Here is a 23275-nt window from a genome sequence, read left to right as displayed (position 1 = left end):
GCAGGGGCATTGTGGCTGGGAATGCGGGGGCATACAGTCGTGGCAGAAGTGCCGCGGCCGGCACCCTCCCGCCGCAGGTCCCGCCAAGGAGCCCACGTGAAGATTCTGCTTGCCAGCCAGGCGATCGCCGGCCACTTCAACCCGATGACCGGCATCGGCGTGCGCCTGGCCGAGGCCGGGCATGAGGTCGCGTGGTACACAGGTCCCGTGTTCAACAAGAAGCTCAGGGAGCTGGGCATCCGGCATTTTCCGTTCGACCGGGCTATTGAACACACCGCGGACAACCTCAACGAGCTGTATCCGGAGAGAGCCAGGCTGAAAGGGCCCGCGGCCATACGGTTTGACGGCGAGCGGATTTTTGCCAGCAACGTGTCCAATTTCTTCGAGGACATCCGGGACATCCACAGCACGTTTCCGTTCGACGCTGTTGTGATGGACAGTGCAATGTTTGTCCAGCGGCTTGTTTCGACCATCCTGGGCAAATCGGTTGTCAGCTTCGTGGCTGTTGGCAACATGGAAAGCGACCCGTTGGTTCCTCCGCTGTTCTTCGGCTTCTCACCGGCGCGGACCCTTCCCCAGAAGCTGCTCCATGCGGGTGCCCGGCTTGTATCGGAACAGCTCGTCCTCAAACCCGCCCGGGTCAGTTACGTCAGGCAGCTGGAGCACTACGGCCTCCGCACCCCGAAGCGCGGGCCCATAACCGACGAACCCTACCGCTGGTCCGACGCCGTGATCCAGACGGGCACCGCGGCAATCGATTTCCCCCGCCGGAACGTCAATCCCAAGGTCCGGTACGTCGGCGCCGTGCTTCCCTACCGTGCGGACACCGAGGCCGAGGCCCCTTCGGCTGAACTTCCCCGGCACTACGCCCGCACCGTGGTGGTGACGCAGGGGACCGTGGACAACAAGGACCACGGCAAGCTCATTGTTCCGGCCATCGAGGCGCTCAAGGACACGGACGCCCTGGTTGTTGTGGCCACGGGAGGGGCCGGGACGCAGGAACTGAGGCAGCGCTACCCGCTGCCCAATATTCTGGTGGAAGACTTCGTCGACTTCGACCGGACATTTGCCTCAACGGACGTGTTCATCACCAACGGCGGCTTCGGCGGTGTGCTCCTGAGCCTGTCCCACGGGGTGCCGGTGATTGCGGCAGGAATCAATGAGGGCAAGAGCGACGTCAATGCGCGGGTTGAGTACGCCGGAGTTGGCATCAACCTGCGGACCGAGTCGCCCAGTACCGAAGCCCTCGCCGCCGCGGTGCAGAAGGTCTTCTCAGATCCCGCCTGGAGGGCGCGTGCACAGGCTATGCGCCGGCAGTTCGAAGCCGAGGACAGCGCGGGCGCCGCCCTGGAAATCATCGAAAATGCGGTCCGGGCCCACGGCAAAAAAACCACCGGGACGCCGTCAGAGGCCCCAAAAAGCCCGTAATCTAGCGGTTTTTCTACGCTCCATAGAATAGTGTCCTTACTCACATAACGGGTACTCTGGGACGGGCTTCTCCCAAGGAACGACTAGAGTTCGAAAGAGGAGCATTGCGCCGTGTGGCTCGTTTCCGAGCCAGTCGCAGGGTGCGTTTATCCCGCAGCCCGGTAACCGCGAGAACGTGGGGTCCGGCTGTACAGAAACTACTTCGACGTAGAAGGACACTAACCCGTGGACCTGTTTGAATATCAGGCGCGCGATATGTTCGAGGCGCACGGTGTACCCGTGCTTGCTGGCATCGTGGCGCACACCCCTGAAGAAGCAAAGGCAGCTGCCGAGAAAATCGGCGGCGTAACTGTCGTAAAGGCGCAGGTCAAGGCCGGAGGCCGCGGCAAGGCCGGCGGCGTCAAGGTCGCCAAGACCGCTGACGAAGCGTTCGAACACGCCACCAACGTCCTCGGCATGGACATCAAGGGCCACACCGTTCACCGAGTGATGATTGCCCAGGGTGCGGACATCGCCGAGGAATACTACTTCTCCGTCCTGCTGGACCGGGCCAACCGCAACTACCTGGCCATGTGCTCGGTTGAAGGCGGCATGGAAATCGAGCAGCTCGCCGTCGAGCGTCCCGAAGCCCTGGCCAAGATCGCCATCGACCCGGCCGTCGGCATCGACCAGGCCAAGGCAGACGAAATCGTTGCCGCGGCAGGCTTCGCCGAGGAACTGCGCGGCAAGGTCGCCGGTGTCATCCTGAAGCTCTGGGACGTTTTCAAGAAGGAAGACGCCACCCTCGTGGAGGTCAACCCGCTGGTCCTCACCGGTGCAGGCGACATCGTCGCCCTCGACGGCAAGGTCTCCCTCGACGAGAACGCCGGCTTCCGCCACCCCAAGCACGCGGCCCTTGAAGACAAGGACGCCGCCGACCCGCTCGAGGCCAAGGCCAAGGAGCAGGACCTGAACTACGTCAAGCTGGACGGCGAAGTCGGGATCATCGGCAACGGTGCCGGGCTGGTCATGTCCACCCTCGACGTCGTCGCCTACGCCGGCGAGAACCACGGCAACGTCAAGCCCGCCAACTTCCTGGACATCGGCGGTGGAGCGTCCGCCGAGGTCATGGCCGCCGGCCTCGATGTCATCCTGGGTGACCCGCAGGTCAAGTCCGTCTTCGTCAATGTCTTCGGTGGCATCACCGCCTGTGACGCCGTGGCCAAGGGCATCGTCGGTGCACTGGCCGAACTGGGCCACTCCGCGAACAAGCCGCTGGTCGTCCGCCTCGACGGCAACAACGTCGAGGAAGGCCGCCGCATCCTGGCCGAGGCCAACCACCCGCTGGTTACCCTGGCCGCCACCATGGACGAGGGCGCCGACAAGGCTGCCGAGCTCGCCAACGCAGCGAAGTAAAGGGACCCGACTATGTCTATTTATCTGAACAAGGACTCCAAGGTCATCGTCCAGGGCATCACCGGCGGCGAAGGCACCAAGCACACCGCCCTGATGCTGAAGGCCGGCACCAACATCGTCGGTGGCGTCAACGCCCGCAAGGCCGGCAGCACGGTCGTGCACGGCGACAAGGAGATCACGGTCTTCGGCACCGTCAAGGAAGCCATCGCGGAGACCGGCGCTGACGTTTCCATCGTCTTCGTGCCGCCGGCCTTCACCAAGGACGCCGTCGTCGAGGCGATCGAGGCCGGCATCGGCCTGGTCGTCGTCATCACCGAAGGCGTCCCGGTCCAGGACTCCGCCGAGTTCTGGGCACTGGCCCAGTCCAAGGTCGATTCCGACGGCAAGCAGGTCACCCGCATCATCGGGCCGAACTGCCCCGGCATCATCACCCCGGGCGAGGCCCTCGTCGGCATCACCCCGGCCAACATCACGGGCAAGGGCCCCATCGGCCTCGTCTCCAAGTCGGGCACCCTGACCTACCAGATGATGTACGAACTGCGCGACCTCGGCTTCTCCACCGCCATCGGCATCGGCGGCGACCCGGTCATCGGCACCACCCACATCGACGCCCTCGAGGCATTCGAAGCCGATCCGGAGACCAAGGCGATTGTCATGATCGGCGAAATCGGAGGCGACGCCGAAGAACGTGCCGCCGAGTACATCAAGGCACACGTCACGAAGCCGGTTGTCGGTTACGTGGCTGGCTTCACCGCTCCGGAAGGCAAGACCATGGGCCACGCAGGCGCCATCGTCTCGGGTTCCGCGGGCACCGCACAGGCCAAGAAGGAAGCCCTTGAGGCTGCCGGCGTCAAGGTCGGCAAGACGCCGTCCGAGACCGCCACGCTCCTGCGCGAGGTCTTCGCGACCCTCTAGGTCCGAAGCAACGCGGGGTCCCTTACGGCCCATCCCATCCCATCGGGTGGAGCACGCCGAAAGTGGCCCCGCGTTGCTGCTTAACGTTCGACGGCGGCTGCTCACCTTCCCCGGGAAGGTGAGCAGCCGCCGTCGAACGTTAAGCGGAAATCAATCTAGAAGGGGACGCCGCATTCGAGCAGAACGTTGGCGTACGGGGTTGCCTCGCCCGTGCGGATGAACAGATTGGCAGAGCCGGACAGCTCCTTGAGCTCCTTGTGGCTGACGTAGCTCACCTGCTCAAAGCGGCTGCTGACCCACCCTTCCGCCTCGGTGCCGCGGACCTCCTGGGCCATGACGCTGCCTTCAAAGACGAGATCGTCCAGGAGAGCAGTCAGTACCTGTTCGAAACGGGGCACACCATGGATTAGTGCCAGATCCACCACCGGAACACCGGCGGGCGCCGGCATGCCGCAGTCCGCCAACAGCACCAGATCTCCGTGCCCCAGGCGGCTCACGGCCGCGTTGAGCTCGGCATGCAGAATTCCGCCGCGCTTCACTGCGCCGGCTCCGGAAGGAGATCGGACAGCTTCGGGTACGAAGGCTGGGTTCCGTGGCCCTGCACCGCGAAGGCGCCGACTTTGGCCGCAAAGGCCGAAGCGTCCAGCAGCGACTCTCCGGCAGCTAGGCGGACGCTGAGCGCGCCGACAAAAGCATCGCCTGCGCCGGAGCTGTCCACAGCGCTGACCCGCGGGGCAGGCACGAGGAACGTGCCGGCGTCGTCCGAACAAATGGCGCCGCGGGCGCCTCTGGTCAGCACAACTGAAGCTATGCCCTGCGCCCGGAGCGCACTGACCAATGCTTCGTCATCGGCGGGATTTACCGCCTCCGGATCCAGCTGTGAAAGCACCAGCTCGCCCTCGTGTTCATTGACCACCAGGGGATTTGCCGAGCGGATGACGGCAGCGTCAATGGACACAACCGGAGCCAGATTCAAGAGCACCCGGCCGGACGCCAACGCGGCCGCTGCCGCGATTCCGTCGGCAGGAATTTCACCTTGCAAAACCACGACGGCGGCTTCCGCTATCTGCGCCGCTGCAGCCTGAACGGCTTGAGCGTCCATCGAGGCGTTGGCACCGGGGATGACCACGATGGTGTTTTCGCCGCCGTCCGCTACACAGATGAGCGCCAGCCCGGTTGGGCCGTCCACCGTCCTGACAGCACCGAGATCCACGCCCGCCTTGCTCAGCAGGCTTGTGGCCAGGGCGGCGCTTGAATCGCCTCCCACCGCCCCAACGAGGCTCACAGTGGCCCCTAACTGAGCGGCGGCCACGGCCTGGTTGGCGCCCTTGCCGCCGGGCAGCAGCATAATAGAGCTGCCCAGCAGGGTCTCGCCCGGGAGCGGATGACGCTCTACCCGGACCACCTGATCAATGTTGATGGAACCGACTACGGTGACTTTCCCGGCCTGCTGTTCTGTCACTTGCTGAATTCGCCAACGTTGGCTTTGTTCACGGTGACAACGCTTACCGGTACGGTTTCTTCAACCTTTTCACCCTTGAGGATCTTGGCGATCTGCTCGACTGCCAGCTGCCCCAATTTCGCCGGCTGCTGGGCAACGCTGGCTACCAGGGTGCCCTTCTTGATGGCGGCAAGCCCATCCGTGGTGCCGTCAAAGCCTACGACCTTGACTTCGGCACCTGCTTTGGCGCCCAGAGCCTGGACAGCGCCCAAAGCCATTTCGTCATTCTCGGCGAAGACACCGGTGACGCCGGGGTTGGCCTGCAACAGGTTGGTGGTGACATCCAGGGCCGCAGTCCGGTCAAAGTTGGCTGTCTGCTGAGCCACGATCTTGATATCCGGGAATGCCTTCATGCCCTCAGTGAAACCGGCGCCGCGGTCGCGGCTGGCGGAGGTTCCGGCAACACCCTGGAGCACGATGATGCTGCCCTTCTTGCCCAGTGCAGTGGCGAGTTCAATGGCAGCCTGCTTGCCGCCGGCCACGTTGTCGCTGGCCACGAGCGAGCTCAGGGTCACGCCGTTAACCGTGCGGTCCACGGCCACGACGGGAATGTTTGCTTTGGTCAGGGCCGATACGGATGCCGAGGCGGCGTCTGAATCGACCGGGTTGACGATCACGGCTTTCGCACCGGCCGTCTGGGCGTTGGCCAGCTGATTGGCCTGGGTGGCTGAATCGTTCTGGGCATCAACAACATCCAGCTGGATGTTGGCCGTCTTGGCTGCGGCCAAGGCGCCATCGCGGACCTCAACAAAGAACGGGTTGTTCAAGGTGGAAAGGGCCAGAACTGCTTTGGGATTGCTGCCGGTGGCAGAATCGCCGCCTCGGTTGCAGGCGGTGGCTCCTGTGAGGAGCAAGGCGGCAGTGGCTGCAATGGCCACGGTGCGGGGGAGTGAGAGCTTCATTGTTCTTTCCTTTTTTCGTGGGGAGGTTGTTTGTTGTGGGGAGATGAAAGTCGTGGGAGGTTGCTAGCTGGAGCGGGTTTTGCGGCGAAGAACGTCGATGCCGACGGCCAGGGCAATGACCAAGCCGATCACTACTTGCTGCCAGAACGATGTGACGTTCAGCAGGTTCAGGCCATTGCGGATGACCACGAGCACGAGTGCTCCGACGATGGTTCCGGAGATTCTCCCGAGACCACCTGCCAGCGATGCTCCACCGATGACGACGGCGGCAATGGCGTCAAGTTCATAGCCCGCAGCAGCCTGCGGCTGGGCTGAGTCCAAGCGGCCGGCGAGCAGCAGGCCGGCCAGGGCAGCGAACAGCCCGGCCAAGGCGAACACGGTCACGGTGATTTGCTTGACTGGTAGGCCGGAAAGCCGGGCAGCCTCGGCATTGCCGCCAACGGCATACATGGAGCGGCCAATGACCATTCGGTTCAGGATGAAGGAGGCGATTCCGGCAGCGATGATCATCACAATGATGGGTGTGGGGACAGGGCCAATGCTTCCGCCGAGAAAGGAAACTTCCGGAGCGGTTTTGATCGGCTTTCCGTCCGAGATGACGAGCGTCAGGCCGCGGGCGATGCTGAGCATGGCCAAAGTGGCGATGAACGATGGCAGTTTTCCGTAGGAACTGGCAAGGCCACTGACCACGCCAACCACCAAGCCGGTCAGCAGGCCGATCAGGAGTGCGAGCCCACCAGGGAGTCCCGCGGAAACGAACATGTATCCGGAGACCATGGCGCTGAGGGCTGCCACTGAGCCCACTGAAAGGTCAATCCCGCCGGCCACAATGACGAAGGTCATGCCGAACGCGAGGATGGCAATGGTGGAAACCTGAATGCCAATATTCAGGAGGTTAGGGCCGGTGAGGAAATCCGGGGTAATGATGAACAGTGCGAGGGCCAAGACCAACAGGCCCACCAGGGCGCCATTGTTGGCCAGGAACTTCTTGATATCGAAGCCCGGCTTAGGCTGGGCCTGGGTGGCTGTGGACATTTTGGTTTTCCTTGTCTGGTTTGGCGCGTCTTGTGAGTTCAGTGGGGTTGTTGAGGACTGGTTCATGGCTTTGCATCCGTTTGGGGGTCGATATCCCGCGCGGCGAGTGTCATGACGGCGTCCTGCGTGGCATCGGCGGCTGAGAGTTCGCCGGCAATTTCGCCGTCGCGCATCACAAGAATGCGGTCGCTCATTCCGAGTACTTCGGGAAGCTCGCTGGACACCATCACGACGGCGCCGCCGGCAGCCGTGATCTGGTTCATCAGTTCGTAAATTTCCACTTTGGCGCCCACATCGACGCCGCGGGTGGGCTCATCCAGCAGCAGAACCGTGGAGCCGGCCATGATCCAGCGGCCGAAGACAGCTTTCTGTTGGTTGCCGCCGGAGAGGGACCTGATGGGTTGGTCGATGTTGTGCATCCGGATCCGCAGGGTCTTGGCAATCTCCTCGGCCTTGCGTCGCTGGCCGGCAAAGTCCGCCAAGCCCAGCTTCGAGCTGGATTTCAACGTGGCGTAGCCAAGGTTTTCGTTCACGGAGGCGTCCAATACCAGCCCCTGGACCTTACGGTCTTCGGGAACATGCCCGACGCCGGCAGCAATCGCCGCTCCGACGTCGCCTTTGGGGAGCCTCGTGCCGCGTACGCTCACGGTCCCGGCGTCGTGGCGGTCGACGCCGGCGATAGCGCGGATGACCTCCGTTCGCCCTGCTCCGACCAGGCCTGCGATTCCTACGATTTCGCCGGCCTTGACGCTGAAGGAGATATCGCTGAACCGGCCCTTCGAGCTCAGTCCTTCGACGCTGAGGACGTTCTGGTCCGAGGCGTCCTCCTCAGCGCGTCGCGGAAACTGCTCGTCGATGCTGCGGCCAACCATCAGCCGGACCAGTTCGTCTTCGGGGGTCGAGCCGGGCACCTCGGCGATGAACTCGCCGTCGCGCAGTACGCAGACGGAATCGCCGATCTCGGCAACCTCCTCAAGGTGATGGCTGATGAACAGCATGCCCACCTGGTGCGTCCGGAGCTCCTCGACGACCCGAAACAGGTTCTCTGTTTCATGCTTGGTAAGGGCCGCCGTCGGCTCATCCAAAATCAGCACTTGGGCGTCAATACTCAACGCCTTGGCAATTTCCACCAGCTGCTGCTGGGCGATTCCCAATTCACCGACCAAAGTGTCGCTGTCAACGTTGAGACCAATCCGGTCCAGGGCAGCCTTGGCTTGGAGGCGCAATTCACGCCGATCCACCATGCCGTACTTCTTCGGTGTGCGCCCCAGCATGATGTTCTCAGCAATACTCATGCTGGGCACCAGATTCAGTTCCTGGTGGATGGTGGCAATGCCATGAGCTTCTGCCGCACGGATATTGGGGAGCGTGACAGCCTTGCCGCCAATAAGAATCTGACCGTTATCCGGCTGGTAAACGCCGGCCATGATTTTGATCAGCGTGGATTTTCCTGCGCCGTTTTCACCGAGGAGCACCTGTACTTTGCCTGGATAGACATTGACGGTGACGCCTTTGATGACAGCGACGGGGCCGAAGGACTTGCTGATGTTTTTAAGTGTGACCAGCGGCTGGCCTGGGTTCTGCGCGGCGTCGCGGTTGGCGGATTGATCAGTCATATCAGTTATTCCTCTGGGTGGTTCAGCGGAGCCGGAAGGCGGTGGGAGGAGGACTCGCGGATGATGAGCTCACTTGGCAGCGAGACGGAAGCAGGTTGGCCGCCGCCGATGACGTTCACCAATAGCTCGACGGCAATCCGGCCCATGTCTTCAACGCTGTGCGAAATGACGCTTAACGGGGGATTGAGCAGAGCAAACCAATCGATATTGTCGAACGCAACGAGAGCAATATCACGGCCGATCCGCAGGCCCATCTCATGCAATTTGGAGACGGAACCGGCAGCCATGGGGCTGTCGGCTGCGAGGATGGCCGTGGGCGGGTAGTTGAGCTGAAGCAGCTGTTCAGTGGCGGCTGCGCCGCTGGCAATCTGGAAGTCTCCGAATGCTGTCAGCGCCGGGTCGTGGTCGAGTCCAGCCGTACGCAGCGCATCGGTGAAAGCGCTATGGCGCTCCCGGCCCGTGGAAATCGATTGCGGTCCGGCGATGTATCCGATCCGGCGGTGCCCCTGGTCCGCAAGGTGCGCCACAGCCTGCTTTATTCCCTCGCGGCTGTCCGTCGTAACGCTGGGGACATCAACACCGTCCACCCTTCGGTCAACAAAAACCATGGGAATCCCGCGGTTGAGAAGCGAACGGATGGAACCGCTGCCGTCACCTTGAGGCGCCACAATCACACCGTCCACACGCTGATCAATGAGCGTATCGAGGAAGCGATTCTGCTGGTCTTCGAGTTCATTGGCGTTGCCGAGCAAGATGACGTACCCCGCTTCAAGAGCCGCCTGCTCCACTGCGTGCGCCAGATCGGCGAAAAACGGGTTGCGCACGTCCGAGACGAGGAGACCAACAACATTGGTTCTAGTGGATCGGAGGCTACGGGCCTGGGCATTGGGGCGGAAGTCCAACTGCTCGACGGCGGCGGTAACCCTTGCCCTGGAACCACTGGACGTCGCGGGGTGTCCGGACAGCACCCGTGATGCCGTGGCAGGGGAGACTCCGGCCAGTGCTGCGACGTCCTTGATGGTGACTGTGGTCATCTCAGACACTCCTTCGTGTGGGCCGTTTCAGGTGCTAATTTTTGCCAGACAATCCGTGGAACCGATTCCATGGAATGGATTCCATGAGTGTAGGACACTGCGTCGGATTGTGTCAAACATCACTAAATGGGAGCGGAGCTTCGGACGCGACGGCGGCCGGCTACCTTCTCAATGAAGGTGACCGGCCGCCGTCGTGCTTTAAGTGCTATTTGGCCAGGACTTCCTCGAGCCGTTCGTAGCCTTCGGACAGTCCGCCTTCCATGCCGGACTGGACCATGCCGTCCCGGGCGTCCATGCTGGGGTAGACCGCGTGGGCGGTCAGCCGGGTGCGTCCGCCGCCAAGATCCTGGAAGGTCAGAAACTCGATGCTGACCACGTCCGGGTAGCCGTCGAACTCGAAGGTCTGGATGGCGAAGTCGTTCTCACGGACCGTGTGGAAGACGCCGCTGAATCCGTAGGGGACTCCGTCCGGGCCAATGTGGTGGTAGAGGTAGCTGCCGCCGGTGCGGAAATCATAGTGGTCGATCTCCATCCGGAGCCGCCGCGGGCCGAGCCACTGGGCCACGAGTTCAGGTTCCATGTGGGCCCGGAAGACATCGGCGACGGGAAAGTCGAACTCCCGCTCGAAATCGATGTAGGGCAGTCCCTCCGGGACAGTGACTTTCAGGGCGTTGGTCATGATGATTCGTCCTTTGCCTGCGTGCCGCGTGCCGCGGCGTTTGATTGGAGCACGGCGTCAAGGCTGCGGAACTGCCCCTCGCGGACCAGCCGGTACTGGTCGATCCATGAGGTGAGCGCCTCCAGCCGTGCAGGGTTCAGGTGGACGGGCCGGCGCTGGGCGTCACGGGTACGAGTGACCAGCTGCGCCTGCTCGAGGACCTGGATGTGTTTCGAGACCGCCTGCTTGGAGATCGCGAAAGGTTCCGCCAATTCGTTCACGGTGGCCGGACCCCGGCTGAGCCGGGCGATGATGCGGCGACGGACGGGGTCGGCGAGGGCCAGGAAGGCCGAGTCGAGCTGTTCGTCGTCGCCAGAATCCATGTGTTTCCGCGCCTCCTTGTAATCAATCGTTTCATTTATCAACCTCTTGGTTGTTAACGCTACGCCTGGCCTTCGCTATCTGCAATGGCCCGCGGCAGAAAACTCTTGCCCTACGTCTTCGTACTTTGTTAGTATGTCAGGACAAACCATGAAGGAGAAGCGAATGCCCCTCGTACGAATCGACGTCAACCAAGGCCGCAGTCCCGAGCAGCTCCGCGCGCTCAGTCAGGGCATCCACGACGCCATCTTGGCCGAATATGGCATTCCGGAGCGGGACTACTTCCATGTGCTGACCGAGCACCCCCAGGGGCAGATCTTCGCCCAGGACGCCGGTCTCGGATTCGAGCGCACGCCGGATGTGGTGATGATCCAGATCTTCACGCAGGGCGGACGCGGCCGGGAGTCCAAGCAGTCCCTGTTTGCTGCCATTGCCGGGAAGCTGGCGGCCATGGGTGTCGGCGGCGAGGATGTGTTCATCGGCTATGTCGAGAACAGTGCGGAGGACTGGTCCTTTGGTTTTGGCCGCGCCCAGTATGTCACCGGCGAGCTGGCCGTCCCCAAGAAATAGAACCCGGGTTCGCCTCCCGGAACGCCTGTCTTCGGCACCATGTGGGGACCCCATGGCAAGTTGTAAATATGTCAGTACAAACCTTTGACAGGACATGAATTCTAGGGCAAAGTAGTGGATGTGTCCCGGCTCACGCCGGCCCGCAAAGCACCGAAGCCCCAGCTGTGTAGAGGTACAGAGTTCAAACGAGAAAGGTCCACGATCACCGTGACCCACGAACTGCTCACGATCGGGCGCATCAGCGTTGATATCTACCCGAATGACATCGGGGTGGATCTGGAGGATGTCACGTCCTTCGGAAAGTACCTGGGGGGATCCCCGTCCAATGTGGCTGTTGCCGCTGCCCGGCATGGCCGCCGGACCGGAGTGATCACCCGCACCGGCGATGACCCTTTCGGCAACTATCTGCACCGCGAACTGCGTAAGTTCAGCGTGGACGATTCCTTCGTCACCGCGGTGCAGGAATGGCCCACTCCGGTCACCTTCTGCGCGATCAAGCCGCCGGAAGACTTCCCGCTCTACTTCTACCGTTTCCCCACCGCGCCGGATCTGCAGATCAAGGCCGAAGAACTGGACCTCGAGGCTATCCGGGTCGCCGGAATCTTCTGGTCCACCGTGACCGGCCTGTGCCAGGAGCCGAGCCGCGAGGCGCACCTCAAGGCCCATGAAGCGCGGCCCCGCACCGGCCTGAAGCAGGGGCAGTACACCATCCTGGACCTCGACTACCGCCCCATGTTCTGGGCCTCCGAAGAGGAAGCCCGCGCCCAGGTTGCCAAGATCCTCCCGCATGTCACCGTCGCTATCGGGAATGACAAAGAGTGCGCGGTCGCTGTCGGCGAAGGCACCCCCGACGAGCAGGCAGACCGACTCCTGGCCGCCGGCGTGGAAATCGCCGTCGTCAAACTCGGCCCCGAAGGCGTGATGGCCAAGACCCGCACCGAGCGTGTTGTATCCGCCCCCGTCCCGGTGGAGACCGTCAACGGCCTGGGCGCCGGCGATTCCTTCGGCGGAGCCTTCTGCCACGGCCTGCTGTCCGGCTGGCCGCTGGCCGAGGTCCTGGATTTCGCCAACGCGGCAGGCGCCATTGTGGCGTCCCGTCTGTCCTGCGCCGATGCCATGCCGACGCCGGAAGAGGTCACCTCGCTGCTGGCCGAGCGCGGCCGTATGGCTCCGGGCCAGTTTCTTCCCGGCCACTATGCCCCCGAAGGAGCAGCACTGTGACTCGCGACCCCGCCTCCTCAACAACGACACCGTCAACCACCACGGTGGACGACGATCCCCGCCGCTACGCGCACCTGAGCACCATCCGCCTGGAGGATCCGGACGCAATCGCGCGGGCGGCGAAGGCCCGCCGCCGCCATCCCGGCCCCAAGTACGGCCGGCAGAACTTCATTGTTGCCGCCGACCACCCGGCCCGCGGCGCCCTCGCCGTGGGAAACGATCCCGTGGCCATGGCGGACCGCCGTCAACTGTTGGACCGTCTCCAGATTGCGCTGGCCAATCCGCTCGTTGACGGCATCCTGGCCTCTCCGGACATCATGGACGATCTCCTCCTGCTGGGTGCGCTCGACGGGAAGCTGGTCTTCGGTTCGATGAACCGCGGCGGGCTCTCCGGCCTGGTCAACGAGTTCGATGACCGCTTCACCGGCCACACGGCCGCCGCGTTGGAAGCGCTGGGCGCCGACGGCGGCAAGATGCTCACCCGTATCTGCCTCGGGGACCCGGACACGGTGTCCACGCTCGAAGCCACAGCGAAGGCCATCGATTCGCTTGCCGAGCGAAAGCTGATCGCCATGGTGGAGCCCTTCCTCTCCGTCCGTGAACACGGCAAGGTCCGCAACGACCTCTCCACCAACGCCGTGATCAAGTCCATCGCCATCGCCGAAGGCCTTGGCTCCACGAGCGCCTACACCTGGATGAAGCTGCCGGTGGTGGCCGACATGGAGCGCGTCATGGCGGCCACCACCATGCCGACCGTGCTGCTGGGCGGGGACCCGGACAGCACCCAGGACGAGGTCTTCGCCAGCTGGGAAGCCGCTTTGGCCCTCCCCGGTGTCCAGGGCCTCACCGTGGGCCGGACCCTCCTGTATCCGCAGGACGGCGACGTCGCCGGCGCCGTGGCAACCGCAGCCTCCCTCCTTAACCGCACCGCAGAAGCATCGGAGTAACTACCCATGGGAATGAGAACTGCATCAGGAACACGCAGAATGACGGTCGCCCAGGCCGTCGTCGAATACCTGTCCAAGCAGTACACCGTTGACACGATCGGCGGCCAGGACTACCGCGAGCGGCTTATCCCGGGCGCCTTCGGGATCTTCGGCCACGGCAACGTCGCCGGCGTCGGCCAGGCCCTCAAGCAGTACCAGCACCTCGATCCGACGATCATGCCGTACTACCAGGGCCGGAACGAGCAGGCCCAGGTCCACCAGGCCGTCGGCTACGCCCGCCACACCCGGCGCCGGCAGACCTTCGCGATCAGCACCTCGATCGGCCCGGGTTCGACCAACCTGCTCACCGGTGCGGCGCTGGCCACCACCAACCGGCTGCCGGTGCTGCTGCTCCCCAGCGACACGTTCGCCACCCGCGCCGCCGACCCCGTGCTGCAGCAGCTGGAACGCCCGGATGCCTACGACATCACCGTCAACGACGCCTTCCGGCCGCTGTCCAAGTTCTTCGACCGGGTCTCCCGCCCGGAGCAGCTGTTCTCCGCGTTCCACCACGGGCTGCGCGTGCTGACGGACCCGGCCGAGACCGGCGCCGTCACCATCTCGCTGCCCCAGGACGTCCAGGCCGAGGCCTTCGACGTGCCCGAGGAATTCCTCGCCGAACGCGAATGGCGGATCCGCCGCCCGGACGCCGACGACGAGGACATCCACCGTGCCGCCGAGGCCATCCGTGCCGCCAAGCGCCCGCTCATCATCGCCGGCGGCGGCGTGCTCTATGCCTACGCCAACGAAGAACTCGCCAGGTTCGTGGAGCTGACCGGCATCCCGGTGGGCAACACCCAGGCCGGCGTCGGCGTCCTGCCCTGGGACCACCCGTTCTCCCTCGGCGCCATCGGCTCCACCGGCACGACGGCGGCCAACGCCATCGCTGCCGAGGCGGACCTGATCATCGGCATCGGCACGCGCTACGAGGACTTCACCACCGCATCCCGGACCGCGTTCCAGAACCCGGACGTGAAGTTCATCAACATCAACGTCGCGCCGATCGATGCCTACAAGCACGGCACGTCCCTGCCGATCGTCGCCGACGCCCGCAAGGCCCTGGTCAAGCTGAACCAGGCCCTCGGCGGCTACCGCATCAGCGCGGACCTGGAACAGCAAATCGCAACCGAAAAGACCCGCTGGATCGCCACCGTGGACGAAGCCTTCGACACCCGCTTCACCCCGCTGCCGGCCCAGAACGAGATCATCGGTGCCACCCACCGGGCCATGGACTCCCAGGACGTCGTCATCTGCGCCGCCGGATCCCTCCCCGGTGACCTGCACAAGATGTGGCGCGTCCGGGACCCCTTCGGCTACCACGTCGAATATGCCTACTCCTGCATGGGTTACGAAATCCCCGGCGGTCTGGGCGTGAAGCGCGCGGCGCTGGCCGAAGCCGCGGCGGGCGGCAAGCAGCGCGACGTCGTCGTCATGGTGGGGGATGGCTCCTACCTGATGATGCACACCGAGCTCGTCACTGCCGTCGCCGAACGGATCAAGCTGATCGTGGTCCTGATCCAGAACCACGGCTACGCGTCCATCGGCTCGCTCTCCGAGTCCCTGGGCTCCCAGCGCTTCGGGACCCAGTACCGCGCCCTGGATGAGGAGCATCACAGCTTCGACGAAGGCGAGAGGCTCCCCGTGGACCTCGCCCTGAATGCCGAAAGCCTCGGCGTGAAGGTGATCCGGATCGAACCGGGGGAGAAGGTCATCGCCGAGCTCGAACAGGCCATCCGCGACGCCAAGGCTGCGCCGGAAAAGGGCGGCCCGATCGTCATCCACGTCGAATCCGATCCGCTGCTGGATGCCCCCGGCTCCGAGTCCTGGTGGGACGTTCCGGTCTCCCAGGTCTCCGAGCTCCAATCCACCCAGCAAGCCTTCAAGACCTACACCGACCACAAGAACCGCCAGCGCAAGCTGCTGGGCTGACCCCTTCAGTAACAGACTAAGGAAGTCCATTATTATGTCGACGACGACCACCACTAAAACCATCCACCACTTCATCAACGGCGCTGAGACTGCAGGCGAGGGCGACCGCACCCAGCCCGTCTACAACCCCGCCACCGGCGCCGTCTCCGCAGAGCTGCGGCTGGCCAACCGGGCGGACCTGGACGCCACCGTTGCGGCCGCCAAGGCAGCTGCGGCCAGCTGGGGCGATGTCTCCCTGGCCAAGCGCACCGGCGTGCTCTTCAAGTTCCGTGAGCTCGTTGCAGCGCATATTGACGAGCTGGCCGAGCTGATCACGGCCGAGCACGGCAAGGTGCTCTCCGATGCCAAGGGCGAGATCGGCCGCGGCCTCGAGGTCATCGAGTTCGCCTGCGGCATTCCGCAGCTGCTCAAGGGTGACTACTCGGACCAGGTCTCCACCGGGATTGATGTCTTCTCGTTCCGCGAACCGCTGGGCGTCGTTGCGGGCATCACCCCGTTCAACTTCCCGGTCATGGTGCCGCTGTGGATGGCGCCGATGGCCATCGCCACGGGCAACGCCTTCATCCTCAAGCCCTCCGAGCGCGATCCGTCCGCCTCCATGCTGCTGGCAAAGCTGTGGAAGCAGGCAGGCCTGCCCGACGGCGTCTTCCAGGTCCTGCATGGCGACAAGGAAACGGTGGAGGGTCTGCTGACCCACCCGGACGTGGACGGCATCTCCTTCGTCGGCTCCACCCCGATCGCCAAGTACGTGCACGAGACCGCCACGGCGCACGGCAAGCGCGTCCAGGCCCTCGGCGGGGCGAAGAACCACGCGATCATCATGCCCGACGCCGATCTCGACAGCGCCGCGGACCACCTGGCCGCCGCCGCCTTCGGTTCTGCCGGCGAACGCTGCATGGCCATCTCGGTGGCCGTCGCCGTCGGCGACGCCGCCGACCTGCTGGTCAAGAAGGTCGAGGAGCGCGCCCTGGCCGTCGAGGTCGACAACGGCACCGCCCCCGGCGCCGAAATGGGCCCGGTCATCACCCCGGCCTCCAGGGACCGCATCGTGAAGATCGTCTCCGAAGCCGAAGCCGCCGGCGCCGCCATGGTCGTGGACGGCCGCGACCTCGTCGTCCCCGGCCACGAGGACGGCTTCTGGGTCGGCCCCACCGTCGTGGACCACGTCACGACCGGGATGACCGCCTACACCGAGGAAATCTTCGGACCCGTCCTCGTGGTGGTCCGCGTCGAGGACCTGGATGCCGGGATCGCCCTGATCAACGCCAACCCGTACGGCAACGGCACCGCCATCTTCACCTCCTCCGGCGCCCACGCCCGCAAGTTCCAGCGCTCCGTCACCGTGGGCATGATCGGCATCAACGTGCCGCTGCCCGTCCCGGTGGCGTACCACTCCTTCGGCGGCTGGAAGGCCTCCCTCTTCGGCGACAAGCACATCTACGGACCCGAAGGCGTCTCCTTCTACACCCGCGGCAAGGTGGTCACCTCACGCTGGCCCGACCCCACCCACGCCTCCGGCGCCTCCTACAACTTCCCGTCCCACGCCGACGACAGCCACGCGGTGCGCCACGACGGCATCGCCGAGGGCCTCCCTTACGAGTTGCGTCACGGAGAGGACGCGGTTCCGGGACGCGCCGATGACGACACCGAAGGCCGCGGGCGGCGCGACTAACCACCGACCACCGACCACCCAAGCTCGCAAGAGAAAGACAACGCTGTCATGACTGAAGTAGAGAACAAGCTGATCATCGGCACCGCGCCGGACTCCTGGGGCGTCTGGTTCGCTGATGACCCGAAGCAGACCCCGTGGGAGCGGTTCCTCGACGAAGTGGCCGAATCCGGCTACAAATGGATCGAACTCGGCCCGTACGGCTACCTGCCGAACGATCCCACCCGGCTGGCCGAGGAGCTCAAGGCCCGCGACCTGAAGGTCACCGCGGGAACGGTTTTCACGGCGTTCCACCGCGGTCTGGACCAGTGGGAGACCGCCTGGGAGCCGGCCCGCAAGGTTGCGGAGCTCACGGCGGCAATGGGCGGCGAGCACATCGTGGTCATCCCTGCCATGTGGCGCGATGACGTCACCGGCGAGGCCGTGGAAAGCGGCGAGCTCACCGGTCAGGCGTGGAACGACCTTTTCGCCGGCCACAACCGCCTCGGCAAGACCCTGCTGGAGGACTTCGGCCTGAAGCAGCAGTTCCACTCCCACGCGGATTCGCACGTCGGAGCGCAAGAGGACATCGAGACCCTACTCGCCGCCACAGACTCGAAGTACCTCAACCTCTGCCTGGACACCGGCCACGCCGAATACTGCGGCGCCTCCAGCCTGGAGCTGATCAAGAACTACCCCGACCGGATCGGGTACCTGCACCTCAAGCAGATCAACCCGGACATCCTCAAAAAGGTCAACGAGGAGAACATGACCTGGGCCGCTGCAAACCTGGCCGGCGTCATGACCGAACCGCCGAACGGACTGCCGGACCTGCGCGCCGTCATCGAAGCCGTCGAGGCGCTGGACCGGCCGATCTTTGGCATCGTGGAACAGGACATGTACCCCGTAGCGTTCGACGTCCCCATGCCGATCGCCAAGCGCACCCGCAATTACCTGCTCTCCTGCGGCTCCCGCACCGCGGTCCGCTGACCAAGCACCCCGAGAACCTCCAAACATCGAAGGACAGAACAATGACTGAATCACTCCGCGTCGCCGTCATCGGTGCAGGCCGCATGGGCGCCGACCACATCCAGCGCCTCAACAAGCGCATCCACGGCGCTGAAGTCGCCGCCGTCGTCGACGTCGACCTTGCCCGCGCCCAGGCAGCCATCGAAGGCATTCCGGGCGCCGTCGCCCTGGCCGACGCTGAGGAAGCGCTCAACAACGGCGACGTCAATGCTGTGCTGATCGCCACCCCGGGCTTCCTGCACGAAGACATCCTGCTCAAGGCAATCGCCAAAGACATCCCTATCCTGTGCGAAAAGCCGCTGACTCCGGATGCAGAAACGGCCTGGAAGATCGTCCAGGCAGAGGAACAGCTGGGCCACCAGCGCATCCAGGTGGGCTTCATGCGCCGCTTCGACGCCGAATACGCCGCCCTGGGCAAAATCATCCGCGACTCCGAACTCGGCGAGCTGCTCATGTTGCACCACCAGCACCGCAACCCCAGCACGCCGGCCGGCTTCACCAACGAGATGCTGATCAACGATTCAGTGGTCCACGAATTCGACGCGATCCGCTTCTTCACGGGCGAGGAAATCACCAGCGTCCAGGTCCGCCTGGGCAAGGCCACCAGGAACGCCCCGGCCGGCCAGCACGACCCGCAGCACGTCCTGATCGAGACCGAGTCCGGCGTCCTTGCCGACGTCGAGATCTACGTCAACGCCAAGTTCGGCTACGAAGTCGGCACCCAGGCCTCGTTCGAAGACGGCATCGTCAGCATCGGCGGGGACAAGGGACCCTACACCCGCAGCGCCGGCCGCTGGGGCGGCACCGTCACCCCCGGCTTCGAGGAGCGCTTCGGCGCGGCGTACGACGTCGAAATCCAGTCGTGGGTGGACGCTGCACGCCGCGGCGAAATCGGCGGCCCCACCGCCTGGGACGGCTACGCCACCGCCGCCTGCTGCGAAGCCGGTGTCGAGGCGCAGAAGAACGGCCAGAAGGTTGCAGTAGTCCTGAACGCCAAGCCGGCCCTGTACCGCTAAGGAATATCGGGAGGGGCGGAAGCGATTCCGCCCCTCCCGCGATTGCCCGCCTGACCACAATGGAGTGACCACCGTGAAAATTGCGCTCGACCCCACGCCGTTCCACCACAGCCACAGCCTGCTGGAGTTCCCACAGTTGGTGGCCGACCTCGGGTTCAAGTACATGCAGCTGACGCCGCATCCGGACTTCATCCCGTTCTTCAACCACCCCAAGGCGGACGACGTCCTCGTCCGCCAGCTCAAAAATGCGTGCACTGATGCAGGCATTGAGATCGCCTCCGTGCTGCCGGTGCTGCGCTGGTCCGGCCCGGACGAGGACGCCCGCGAAGCCGCGGTCCGCTACTGGAAGCGAGCCATCCAGATCACCGTGGACCTGGGTGTCCGGCAGATTAACACCGAGTTCAACGGCCGCCCTGAGAGGGCGGAGGAATCCGAGCGGGCCTTTTACCGGTCCATGGAGGAGCTGCTGCCGATCATCGAGCGCGAGGACCTGCACGTGGCCATCGACCCGCACCCGGACGACTTTGTAGAGCAGGGCGTGGCCGCCCTGCGCGTGATACGAGGCGTCAACTCGCCGAACATCGGCATGGTCTACGTGGCCTCGCACACGTTCCACATGCAGGATGACCCGGAGGCGATCATGCAGGCGGCCGGGGACCGGCTTCGTGTGGTCCACGTATCCGACACCCTGAACCACCATGCCTCCCATGGCCTCCGCTACATCACCAATCCGCCAGGCAACGCCGTGCGCGTACACCAGCACTTGAGGCTCGGGGACGGCGACGTGGACTGGGACGAGTTCTTCGGGTGCCTGTCGGAAAACGGGTTCCTTGACCGGGACGACTCGGTCATGGTCTCCAGCGTTTTTGCCGAGGACGACAACGCCCGGGAGGTATCCCGGTTCCAGCTGAACACCATCAAGGAATACGTCTCAAGCGTCCAATAGCGGCTGAGCTCTTCAACCCCCTAAAGGAACCATGACGAATTTACCCCTCCTGGAGACCGCGGCTCCGGCCCAAAAAACCGCGGCGAACCCCAAGAAATTCATGCGCCGCGTGGCGCTCTTCTCCACCTTTGGTGGGCTGCTGTTCGGCTACGACACCGGCGTCATCAACGGTGCCTTGCCGTTCATGCAGCGCGATCTGGGCCTGACGCCGCTCACTGAAGGGCTGGTCACATCGACTCTCCTGTTCGGGGCGGCTTTCGGCGCCATCGGTTCCGGCCGGCTGTCTGACCGGTTCGGCCGCCGCAAGACCATCATGGGCCTCGCTCTGATCTTTGCCGTGGCCACCATTGCCTGTTCATTCGCGCCAAGTACGGAGTGGCTCATTGCAGCCCGTACCTTGCTGGGTCTGGCGGTCGGCGGGGCGTCCGTCATTGTCCCGGTCTATCTGGCCGAAATGTCACCGGCTGCCCAACGCGGGCGGATCGTCACGCAGAACGAGCTCATGATTGTCACGGGCCAGTTCCTGGCCTTTACCTTCAACGCAGTGCTGGGAAATGCCTTCCCGGAGTCGATGCACGTGTGGCGCTGGATGCTCGTCATCGCCACGTTGCCTGCCGTTATCCTGTGGTTCGGAATGCTGGTGCTGCCGGAGAGCCCCCGCTGGCTGGCCGCGGCAGGCCGGTTCGGCGAGGTCATGGCTGTTCTGCGCAGCACTCGCGCAGCGGGTGACATCTCGAACGAGTTCGACGAAGTACGGCAGGCTGCCCGCGAGGACTACAAGTCGAAACTGGGAACAGTCAAGGATCTGACAGTCCCATGGATCCGCCGGATCTTTGTGGTGGGGCTGGGCATGGCCGTGATCAATCAGATCAGCGGCGTCAACGCCATCATGTACTACGGCACCACGATTCTGTCCTCGTCCGGATTCGGCGATCAGGGGGCGCTGCTGGCGAATGTACTCAATGGCATCACCTCCGTAGTGGCCGTCATTGTGGGCATGTACCTGATGACCAGAATTGCCCGCAAGTCCATGCTCATCTTCGGCCTGAGCGGCACCGCGACCTCACTGCTCGCCATTGCCATCATTTCCCTTGCCGTCCCGGAAGGGCTCCTTCGCGCTTACCTGGTGCTGCTCTTTATGGTGACGTTCCTGGCTTCCATGCAGGCCTGCATCGGCACGGTGACGTGGCTGACCATGTCCGAAATCTTCCCGCTCCACGTGCGTGGCGTGGCCATGGGGATCTGCGTGTTTGTGCTCTGGATGATCAACTTCCTGATCGGGTTCTTCTTCCCTCAGATGGTTTCGTGGATCGGCATCTCCGCAACGTTCATGATCTTTGTTGTTCTCCAGGCCGGTGCCATCGTCTGGGTCAAGCGGGTGGTTCCCGAAACCAAGGGCAAGAGCCTTGAAGAGTTGGAACACCATTTCAAGGAAGCGGCCGGAGTCAGGACCGCAGCTTAGGCGGAGTCCGCCGGCACGGTAAGTGCGGGGAAGGGCTCCCGGTCAGTCGGCCGGGAGCCTTTTTGATGTCCTTCCGGAATGCGCTGCTGCGCTGATATGTAGGCCCGGTTGTCAAGAGGCAGAGGTGAGCGGCTCCTGGCTTTGTGGTTCCGGGGGCCGCTCATCGTGTGCCGGCCGATTGTGGTGACAGGTGTTGGCGAGTCTTTTCTCGACTGCAGTGTCAGGCTGATATTCGCGGGGTTGGTTACCGCATGACGATTTGTTCGGCTGGAGCGTATCGGTGTCTAGTATCCGGCGTCGACGGTTTGACCCGTCTGCTCATAGCGCGGTCTCGAGTTAGCTCCGTGTGCTGCCATCGCACTTGCACCACGTCCCGGGGGCACGTTCGGGTCAGGCCGCGTTCATGCGTTCTCCTTGCTGGAGCGGGGCGGCCAGTGACCAGCACCAGCCCGCGAGTTCGCGGGCGATCGCGGTGTTGGCCTTGACTGACATTTTGTGCCGTTCATCGAAGTGTTCCCACTTGTGGTGGAGCCTGTGGTTTCCTTCCAGGGCGCGGATGCGGGTGGCCGGGGCGACGAGATCGAGTTGGCGCAGCAGCCGTTCCCCGGGCCGGGCGTAGGGGCGCCGGTGCTGCCAGGCGGCTTCGATGAGGAGTTTGCGGGCATAGGTGTTTCCGGCCTTGGTGATCGGTCCCTGGTGCCGGGATTGGCCGGAGGATTCCTCGCTGGGGACCAGCCCGAGATAGGAGCCGATGGACGAGCCGGTGAAGCGGGTCCAATCCCCGATCTCCACGGCCAGCCCGAACCCGGTCGTGATCTGGATGCCGCGCAGACACATCAACGCGTCAATCACCGGGCCGTAGCGGCAGGCAGCGGCCGTGGCGGCGACGTGCTTGTCGATCCGTGCCAGTTGCCCGGCGAGGAGTTCGGCCTGCTCGACATCGGCTTCGTAGGTGAACTGCAGCGGCGGTTCGTCAAAGCGTTGGCGGTGCAGCCACAGCCCGTGTTCTTTCGTCCATCTTGCGTCTTTGGGGTAGCGGATGCCGTGGCGCAGCAGGATGGCGTTCACGTGCTGGCGGGCGTGCGCGAGGTCCTTGGCCGTGCCGGAGCGCAGCCGGGACAGGTCCCGCAGGGCTTCTTCCTCCGGGTCCGGGATCCGCACCTCGGTGACCGAGCCGACCGCGAGCATCTCGGCCAACACCCGGGCGTCGCGCCGGTCGGTTTTAATCCGGTCCCCAGGGGCGCGGAGCAGCTTCGAGGACGCCGTGATCACGCAGTTGATGCCCGCGGCCCGCAGGTAGCGGGCCAGGACGAACCCGGTCGGGCCCGATTCGTAGACGGCCTTGACGGACGGCTCGAACCGCCGGACCCACTCCAGCACCATGGCCGGGTCAGCGACCATGGTGTGGGCGGTGATTTCCCCGGTGGCCGGATTCAGCGCATGGCCCACGACGTTGACCGCGTGAACATCCAGACCAATGAAAGTATGCTCAAACATAGCCGGGACCTCCCAAACCTCACATGTGGCACTACCATTGCACCCCCGACGAGCCGTCAGGCCAAGGGAGCCGCCAATGGCAACCCACGGACCCTGTGAAACAGAA

The 23275-nt window shown here is 64.1% G+C and carries 20 protein-coding genes and 1 pseudogene; 12 read left to right on the top strand and 9 right to left on the bottom strand.

Features of this window, described 5'->3' with window-relative positions; all coding sequences use genetic code 11:
* Nucleotides 1-96 precede the first annotated feature (96 nt).
* The 3 genes from ACVWZ8_RS03685 (at nt 97) to sucD (ending at nt 3738) form a co-directional block, all read left to right on the top strand.
* On the top strand, nt 97-1428 hold the full coding sequence (locus ACVWZ8_RS03685) for a glycosyltransferase (RefSeq protein WP_456503832.1): 1332 nt from the start codon (nt 97-99) through the stop codon (nt 1426-1428).
* A gap of 225 nt (nt 1429-1653) precedes the next feature.
* A complete protein-coding gene (gene sucC, locus ACVWZ8_RS03680; RefSeq protein ID WP_456503831.1) occupies nt 1654-2823 on the top strand; it encodes an ADP-forming succinate--CoA ligase subunit beta in 1170 nt (389 codons plus the stop codon).
* 12 nt (nt 2824-2835) lie between these two features.
* The gene (sucD, locus tag ACVWZ8_RS03675) at nt 2836-3738 is read left to right on the top strand and encodes a succinate--CoA ligase subunit alpha (RefSeq protein WP_426976212.1); all 903 of its coding nucleotides are present in this window, start codon (nt 2836-2838) and stop codon (nt 3736-3738) included.
* Between the two features lie 155 nt (nt 3739-3893).
* Here sucD and rbsD read toward each other — a convergent pair whose 3' ends face one another.
* The 8 genes from rbsD to ACVWZ8_RS03635 form a co-directional block, all read right to left on the bottom strand.
* Entirely contained in the window at nt 3894-4277 is a 384-nt protein-coding gene (gene rbsD, locus ACVWZ8_RS03670; RefSeq protein ID WP_456503830.1) for a D-ribose pyranase, read from the bottom strand.
* Nucleotides 4274-5200, bottom strand: a complete 927-nt coding sequence (locus ACVWZ8_RS03665) for a ribokinase (protein WP_456503829.1) — start codon at nt 5198-5200, stop codon at nt 4274-4276. The genes rbsD and ACVWZ8_RS03665 overlap by 4 nt, the downstream gene beginning before the upstream one ends.
* A complete protein-coding gene (locus ACVWZ8_RS03660) occupies nt 5197-6141 on the bottom strand; it encodes a substrate-binding domain-containing protein (protein WP_456503828.1) in 945 nt (314 codons plus the stop codon). The genes ACVWZ8_RS03665 and ACVWZ8_RS03660 overlap by 4 nt, the downstream gene beginning before the upstream one ends.
* 63 nt (nt 6142-6204) lie before the next feature.
* Nucleotides 6205-7176 carry an ABC transporter permease gene (locus tag ACVWZ8_RS03655; protein WP_456503827.1) on the bottom strand — a complete coding sequence of 324 codons (972 nt, stop codon included), beginning with the start codon at nt 7174-7176 and terminating at the stop codon, nt 6205-6207.
* 62 nt (nt 7177-7238) lie between these two features.
* Nucleotides 7239-8792, bottom strand: a complete 1554-nt coding sequence (locus ACVWZ8_RS03650; RefSeq protein ID WP_456503826.1) for a sugar ABC transporter ATP-binding protein — start codon at nt 8790-8792, stop codon at nt 7239-7241.
* A 5-nt stretch (nt 8793-8797) separates the two neighbouring features.
* Nucleotides 8798-9826, bottom strand: coding sequence for a LacI family DNA-binding transcriptional regulator (locus tag ACVWZ8_RS03645; RefSeq protein ID WP_456503825.1), 1029 nt, complete (start codon nt 9824-9826; stop codon nt 8798-8800).
* A gap of 205 nt (nt 9827-10031) precedes the next feature.
* The gene (locus ACVWZ8_RS03640) at nt 10032-10505 is read right to left on the bottom strand and encodes an SRPBCC family protein (protein WP_456503824.1); all 474 of its coding nucleotides are present in this window, start codon (nt 10503-10505) and stop codon (nt 10032-10034) included.
* Entirely contained in the window at nt 10502-10867 is a 366-nt protein-coding gene (locus tag ACVWZ8_RS03635) for an ArsR/SmtB family transcription factor (RefSeq protein ID WP_456503823.1), read from the bottom strand. The genes ACVWZ8_RS03640 and ACVWZ8_RS03635 overlap by 4 nt, the downstream gene beginning before the upstream one ends.
* Before the next feature lie 163 nt (nt 10868-11030).
* On the opposite strand from ACVWZ8_RS03635, the gene ACVWZ8_RS03630 reads away from it, so the two are divergent.
* The 9 genes and pseudogenes from ACVWZ8_RS03630 (at nt 11031) to ACVWZ8_RS03590 (ending at nt 21672) form a co-directional block, all read left to right on the top strand.
* Entirely contained in the window at nt 11031-11435 is a 405-nt protein-coding gene (locus ACVWZ8_RS03630; protein WP_426976216.1) for a tautomerase family protein, read from the top strand.
* 207 nt (nt 11436-11642) lie between these two features.
* On the top strand, nt 11643-12656 hold the full coding sequence (iolC, locus tag ACVWZ8_RS03625) for a 5-dehydro-2-deoxygluconokinase (protein ID WP_456503822.1): 1014 nt from the start codon (nt 11643-11645) through the stop codon (nt 12654-12656).
* On the top strand, nt 12653-13603 hold the full coding sequence (locus tag ACVWZ8_RS03620) for a Cgl0159 family (beta/alpha)8-fold protein (RefSeq protein ID WP_456503821.1): 951 nt from the start codon (nt 12653-12655) through the stop codon (nt 13601-13603). Before iolC ends, ACVWZ8_RS03620 begins: the two co-directional genes overlap by 4 nt.
* Before the next feature lie 39 nt (nt 13604-13642).
* Nucleotides 13643-15571 carry a 3D-(3,5/4)-trihydroxycyclohexane-1,2-dione acylhydrolase (decyclizing) gene (iolD, locus tag ACVWZ8_RS03615; RefSeq protein ID WP_456503820.1) on the top strand — a complete coding sequence of 643 codons (1929 nt, stop codon included), beginning with the start codon at nt 13643-13645 and terminating at the stop codon, nt 15569-15571.
* Between the two features lie 34 nt (nt 15572-15605).
* Nucleotides 15606-17114 (top strand): annotated as a pseudogene (locus tag ACVWZ8_RS03610) (CoA-acylating methylmalonate-semialdehyde dehydrogenase); the annotation flags it as partial.
* A 177-nt stretch (nt 17115-17291) separates the two neighbouring features.
* The gene (locus ACVWZ8_RS03605) at nt 17292-18209 is read left to right on the top strand and encodes a sugar phosphate isomerase/epimerase family protein (protein WP_426976220.1); all 918 of its coding nucleotides are present in this window, start codon (nt 17292-17294) and stop codon (nt 18207-18209) included.
* Between the two features lie 41 nt (nt 18210-18250).
* The gene (locus ACVWZ8_RS03600; protein WP_426976221.1) at nt 18251-19264 is read left to right on the top strand and encodes a Gfo/Idh/MocA family protein; all 1014 of its coding nucleotides are present in this window, start codon (nt 18251-18253) and stop codon (nt 19262-19264) included.
* Between the two features lie 73 nt (nt 19265-19337).
* Nucleotides 19338-20210 carry a sugar phosphate isomerase/epimerase family protein gene (locus ACVWZ8_RS03595; RefSeq protein ID WP_456503819.1) on the top strand — a complete coding sequence of 291 codons (873 nt, stop codon included), beginning with the start codon at nt 19338-19340 and terminating at the stop codon, nt 20208-20210.
* Between the two features lie 31 nt (nt 20211-20241).
* Complete coding sequence (locus tag ACVWZ8_RS03590) at nt 20242-21672, top strand: sugar porter family MFS transporter (RefSeq protein WP_456503818.1); 1431 nt, start codon at nt 20242-20244, stop codon at nt 21670-21672.
* A gap of 390 nt (nt 21673-22062) precedes the next feature.
* On the opposite strand, the gene ACVWZ8_RS03585 is transcribed toward ACVWZ8_RS03590, so the two are convergent.
* Nucleotides 22063-23169, bottom strand: a complete 1107-nt coding sequence (locus tag ACVWZ8_RS03585) for an IS110 family RNA-guided transposase (RefSeq protein ID WP_456503817.1) — start codon at nt 23167-23169, stop codon at nt 22063-22065.
* Nucleotides 23170-23275: the final 106 nt, after the last annotated feature.

The organism is Arthrobacter sp. UYCu723, assembly GCF_054059215.1.
This window is presented reverse-complemented; position numbering and strand designations above follow the sequence as displayed.

What these genes read in the sequence shown, in the direction of transcription:
- ACVWZ8_RS03605 (WP_426976220.1), top strand. Translation starts at nt 17,292, where the DNA reads ATGACTGAAGTAGAGAACAAGCTGATCATCGGCACCGCGCCGGACTCC.
- ACVWZ8_RS03600 (WP_426976221.1), top strand. Translation starts at nt 18,251, where the DNA reads ATGACTGAATCACTCCGCGTCGCCGTCATCGGTGCAGGCCGCATGGGC.
- ACVWZ8_RS03645 (WP_456503825.1), bottom strand. Translation starts at nt 9,826, where the DNA reads ATGACCACAGTCACCATCAAGGACGTCGCAGCACTGGCCGGAGTCTCC.
- ACVWZ8_RS03590 (WP_456503818.1), top strand. Translation starts at nt 20,242, where the DNA reads ATGACGAATTTACCCCTCCTGGAGACCGCGGCTCCGGCCCAAAAAACC.
- iolD (WP_456503820.1), top strand. Translation starts at nt 13,643, where the DNA reads ATGACGGTCGCCCAGGCCGTCGTCGAATACCTGTCCAAGCAGTACACC.
- ACVWZ8_RS03660 (WP_456503828.1), bottom strand. Translation starts at nt 6,141, where the DNA reads ATGAAGCTCTCACTCCCCCGCACCGTGGCCATTGCAGCCACTGCCGCC.
- ACVWZ8_RS03585 (WP_456503817.1), bottom strand. Translation starts at nt 23,169, where the DNA reads ATGTTTGAGCATACTTTCATTGGTCTGGATGTTCACGCGGTCAACGTC.
- ACVWZ8_RS03630 (WP_426976216.1), top strand. Translation starts at nt 11,031, where the DNA reads ATGCCCCTCGTACGAATCGACGTCAACCAAGGCCGCAGTCCCGAGCAG.
- ACVWZ8_RS03655 (WP_456503827.1), bottom strand. Translation starts at nt 7,176, where the DNA reads ATGTCCACAGCCACCCAGGCCCAGCCTAAGCCGGGCTTCGATATCAAG.
- sucD (WP_426976212.1), top strand. Translation starts at nt 2,836, where the DNA reads ATGTCTATTTATCTGAACAAGGACTCCAAGGTCATCGTCCAGGGCATC.
- ACVWZ8_RS03640 (WP_456503824.1), bottom strand. Translation starts at nt 10,505, where the DNA reads ATGACCAACGCCCTGAAAGTCACTGTCCCGGAGGGACTGCCCTACATC.
- ACVWZ8_RS03650 (WP_456503826.1), bottom strand. Translation starts at nt 8,792, where the DNA reads ATGACTGATCAATCCGCCAACCGCGACGCCGCGCAGAACCCAGGCCAG.
- ACVWZ8_RS03635 (WP_456503823.1), bottom strand. Translation starts at nt 10,867, where the DNA reads ATGGATTCTGGCGACGACGAACAGCTCGACTCGGCCTTCCTGGCCCTC.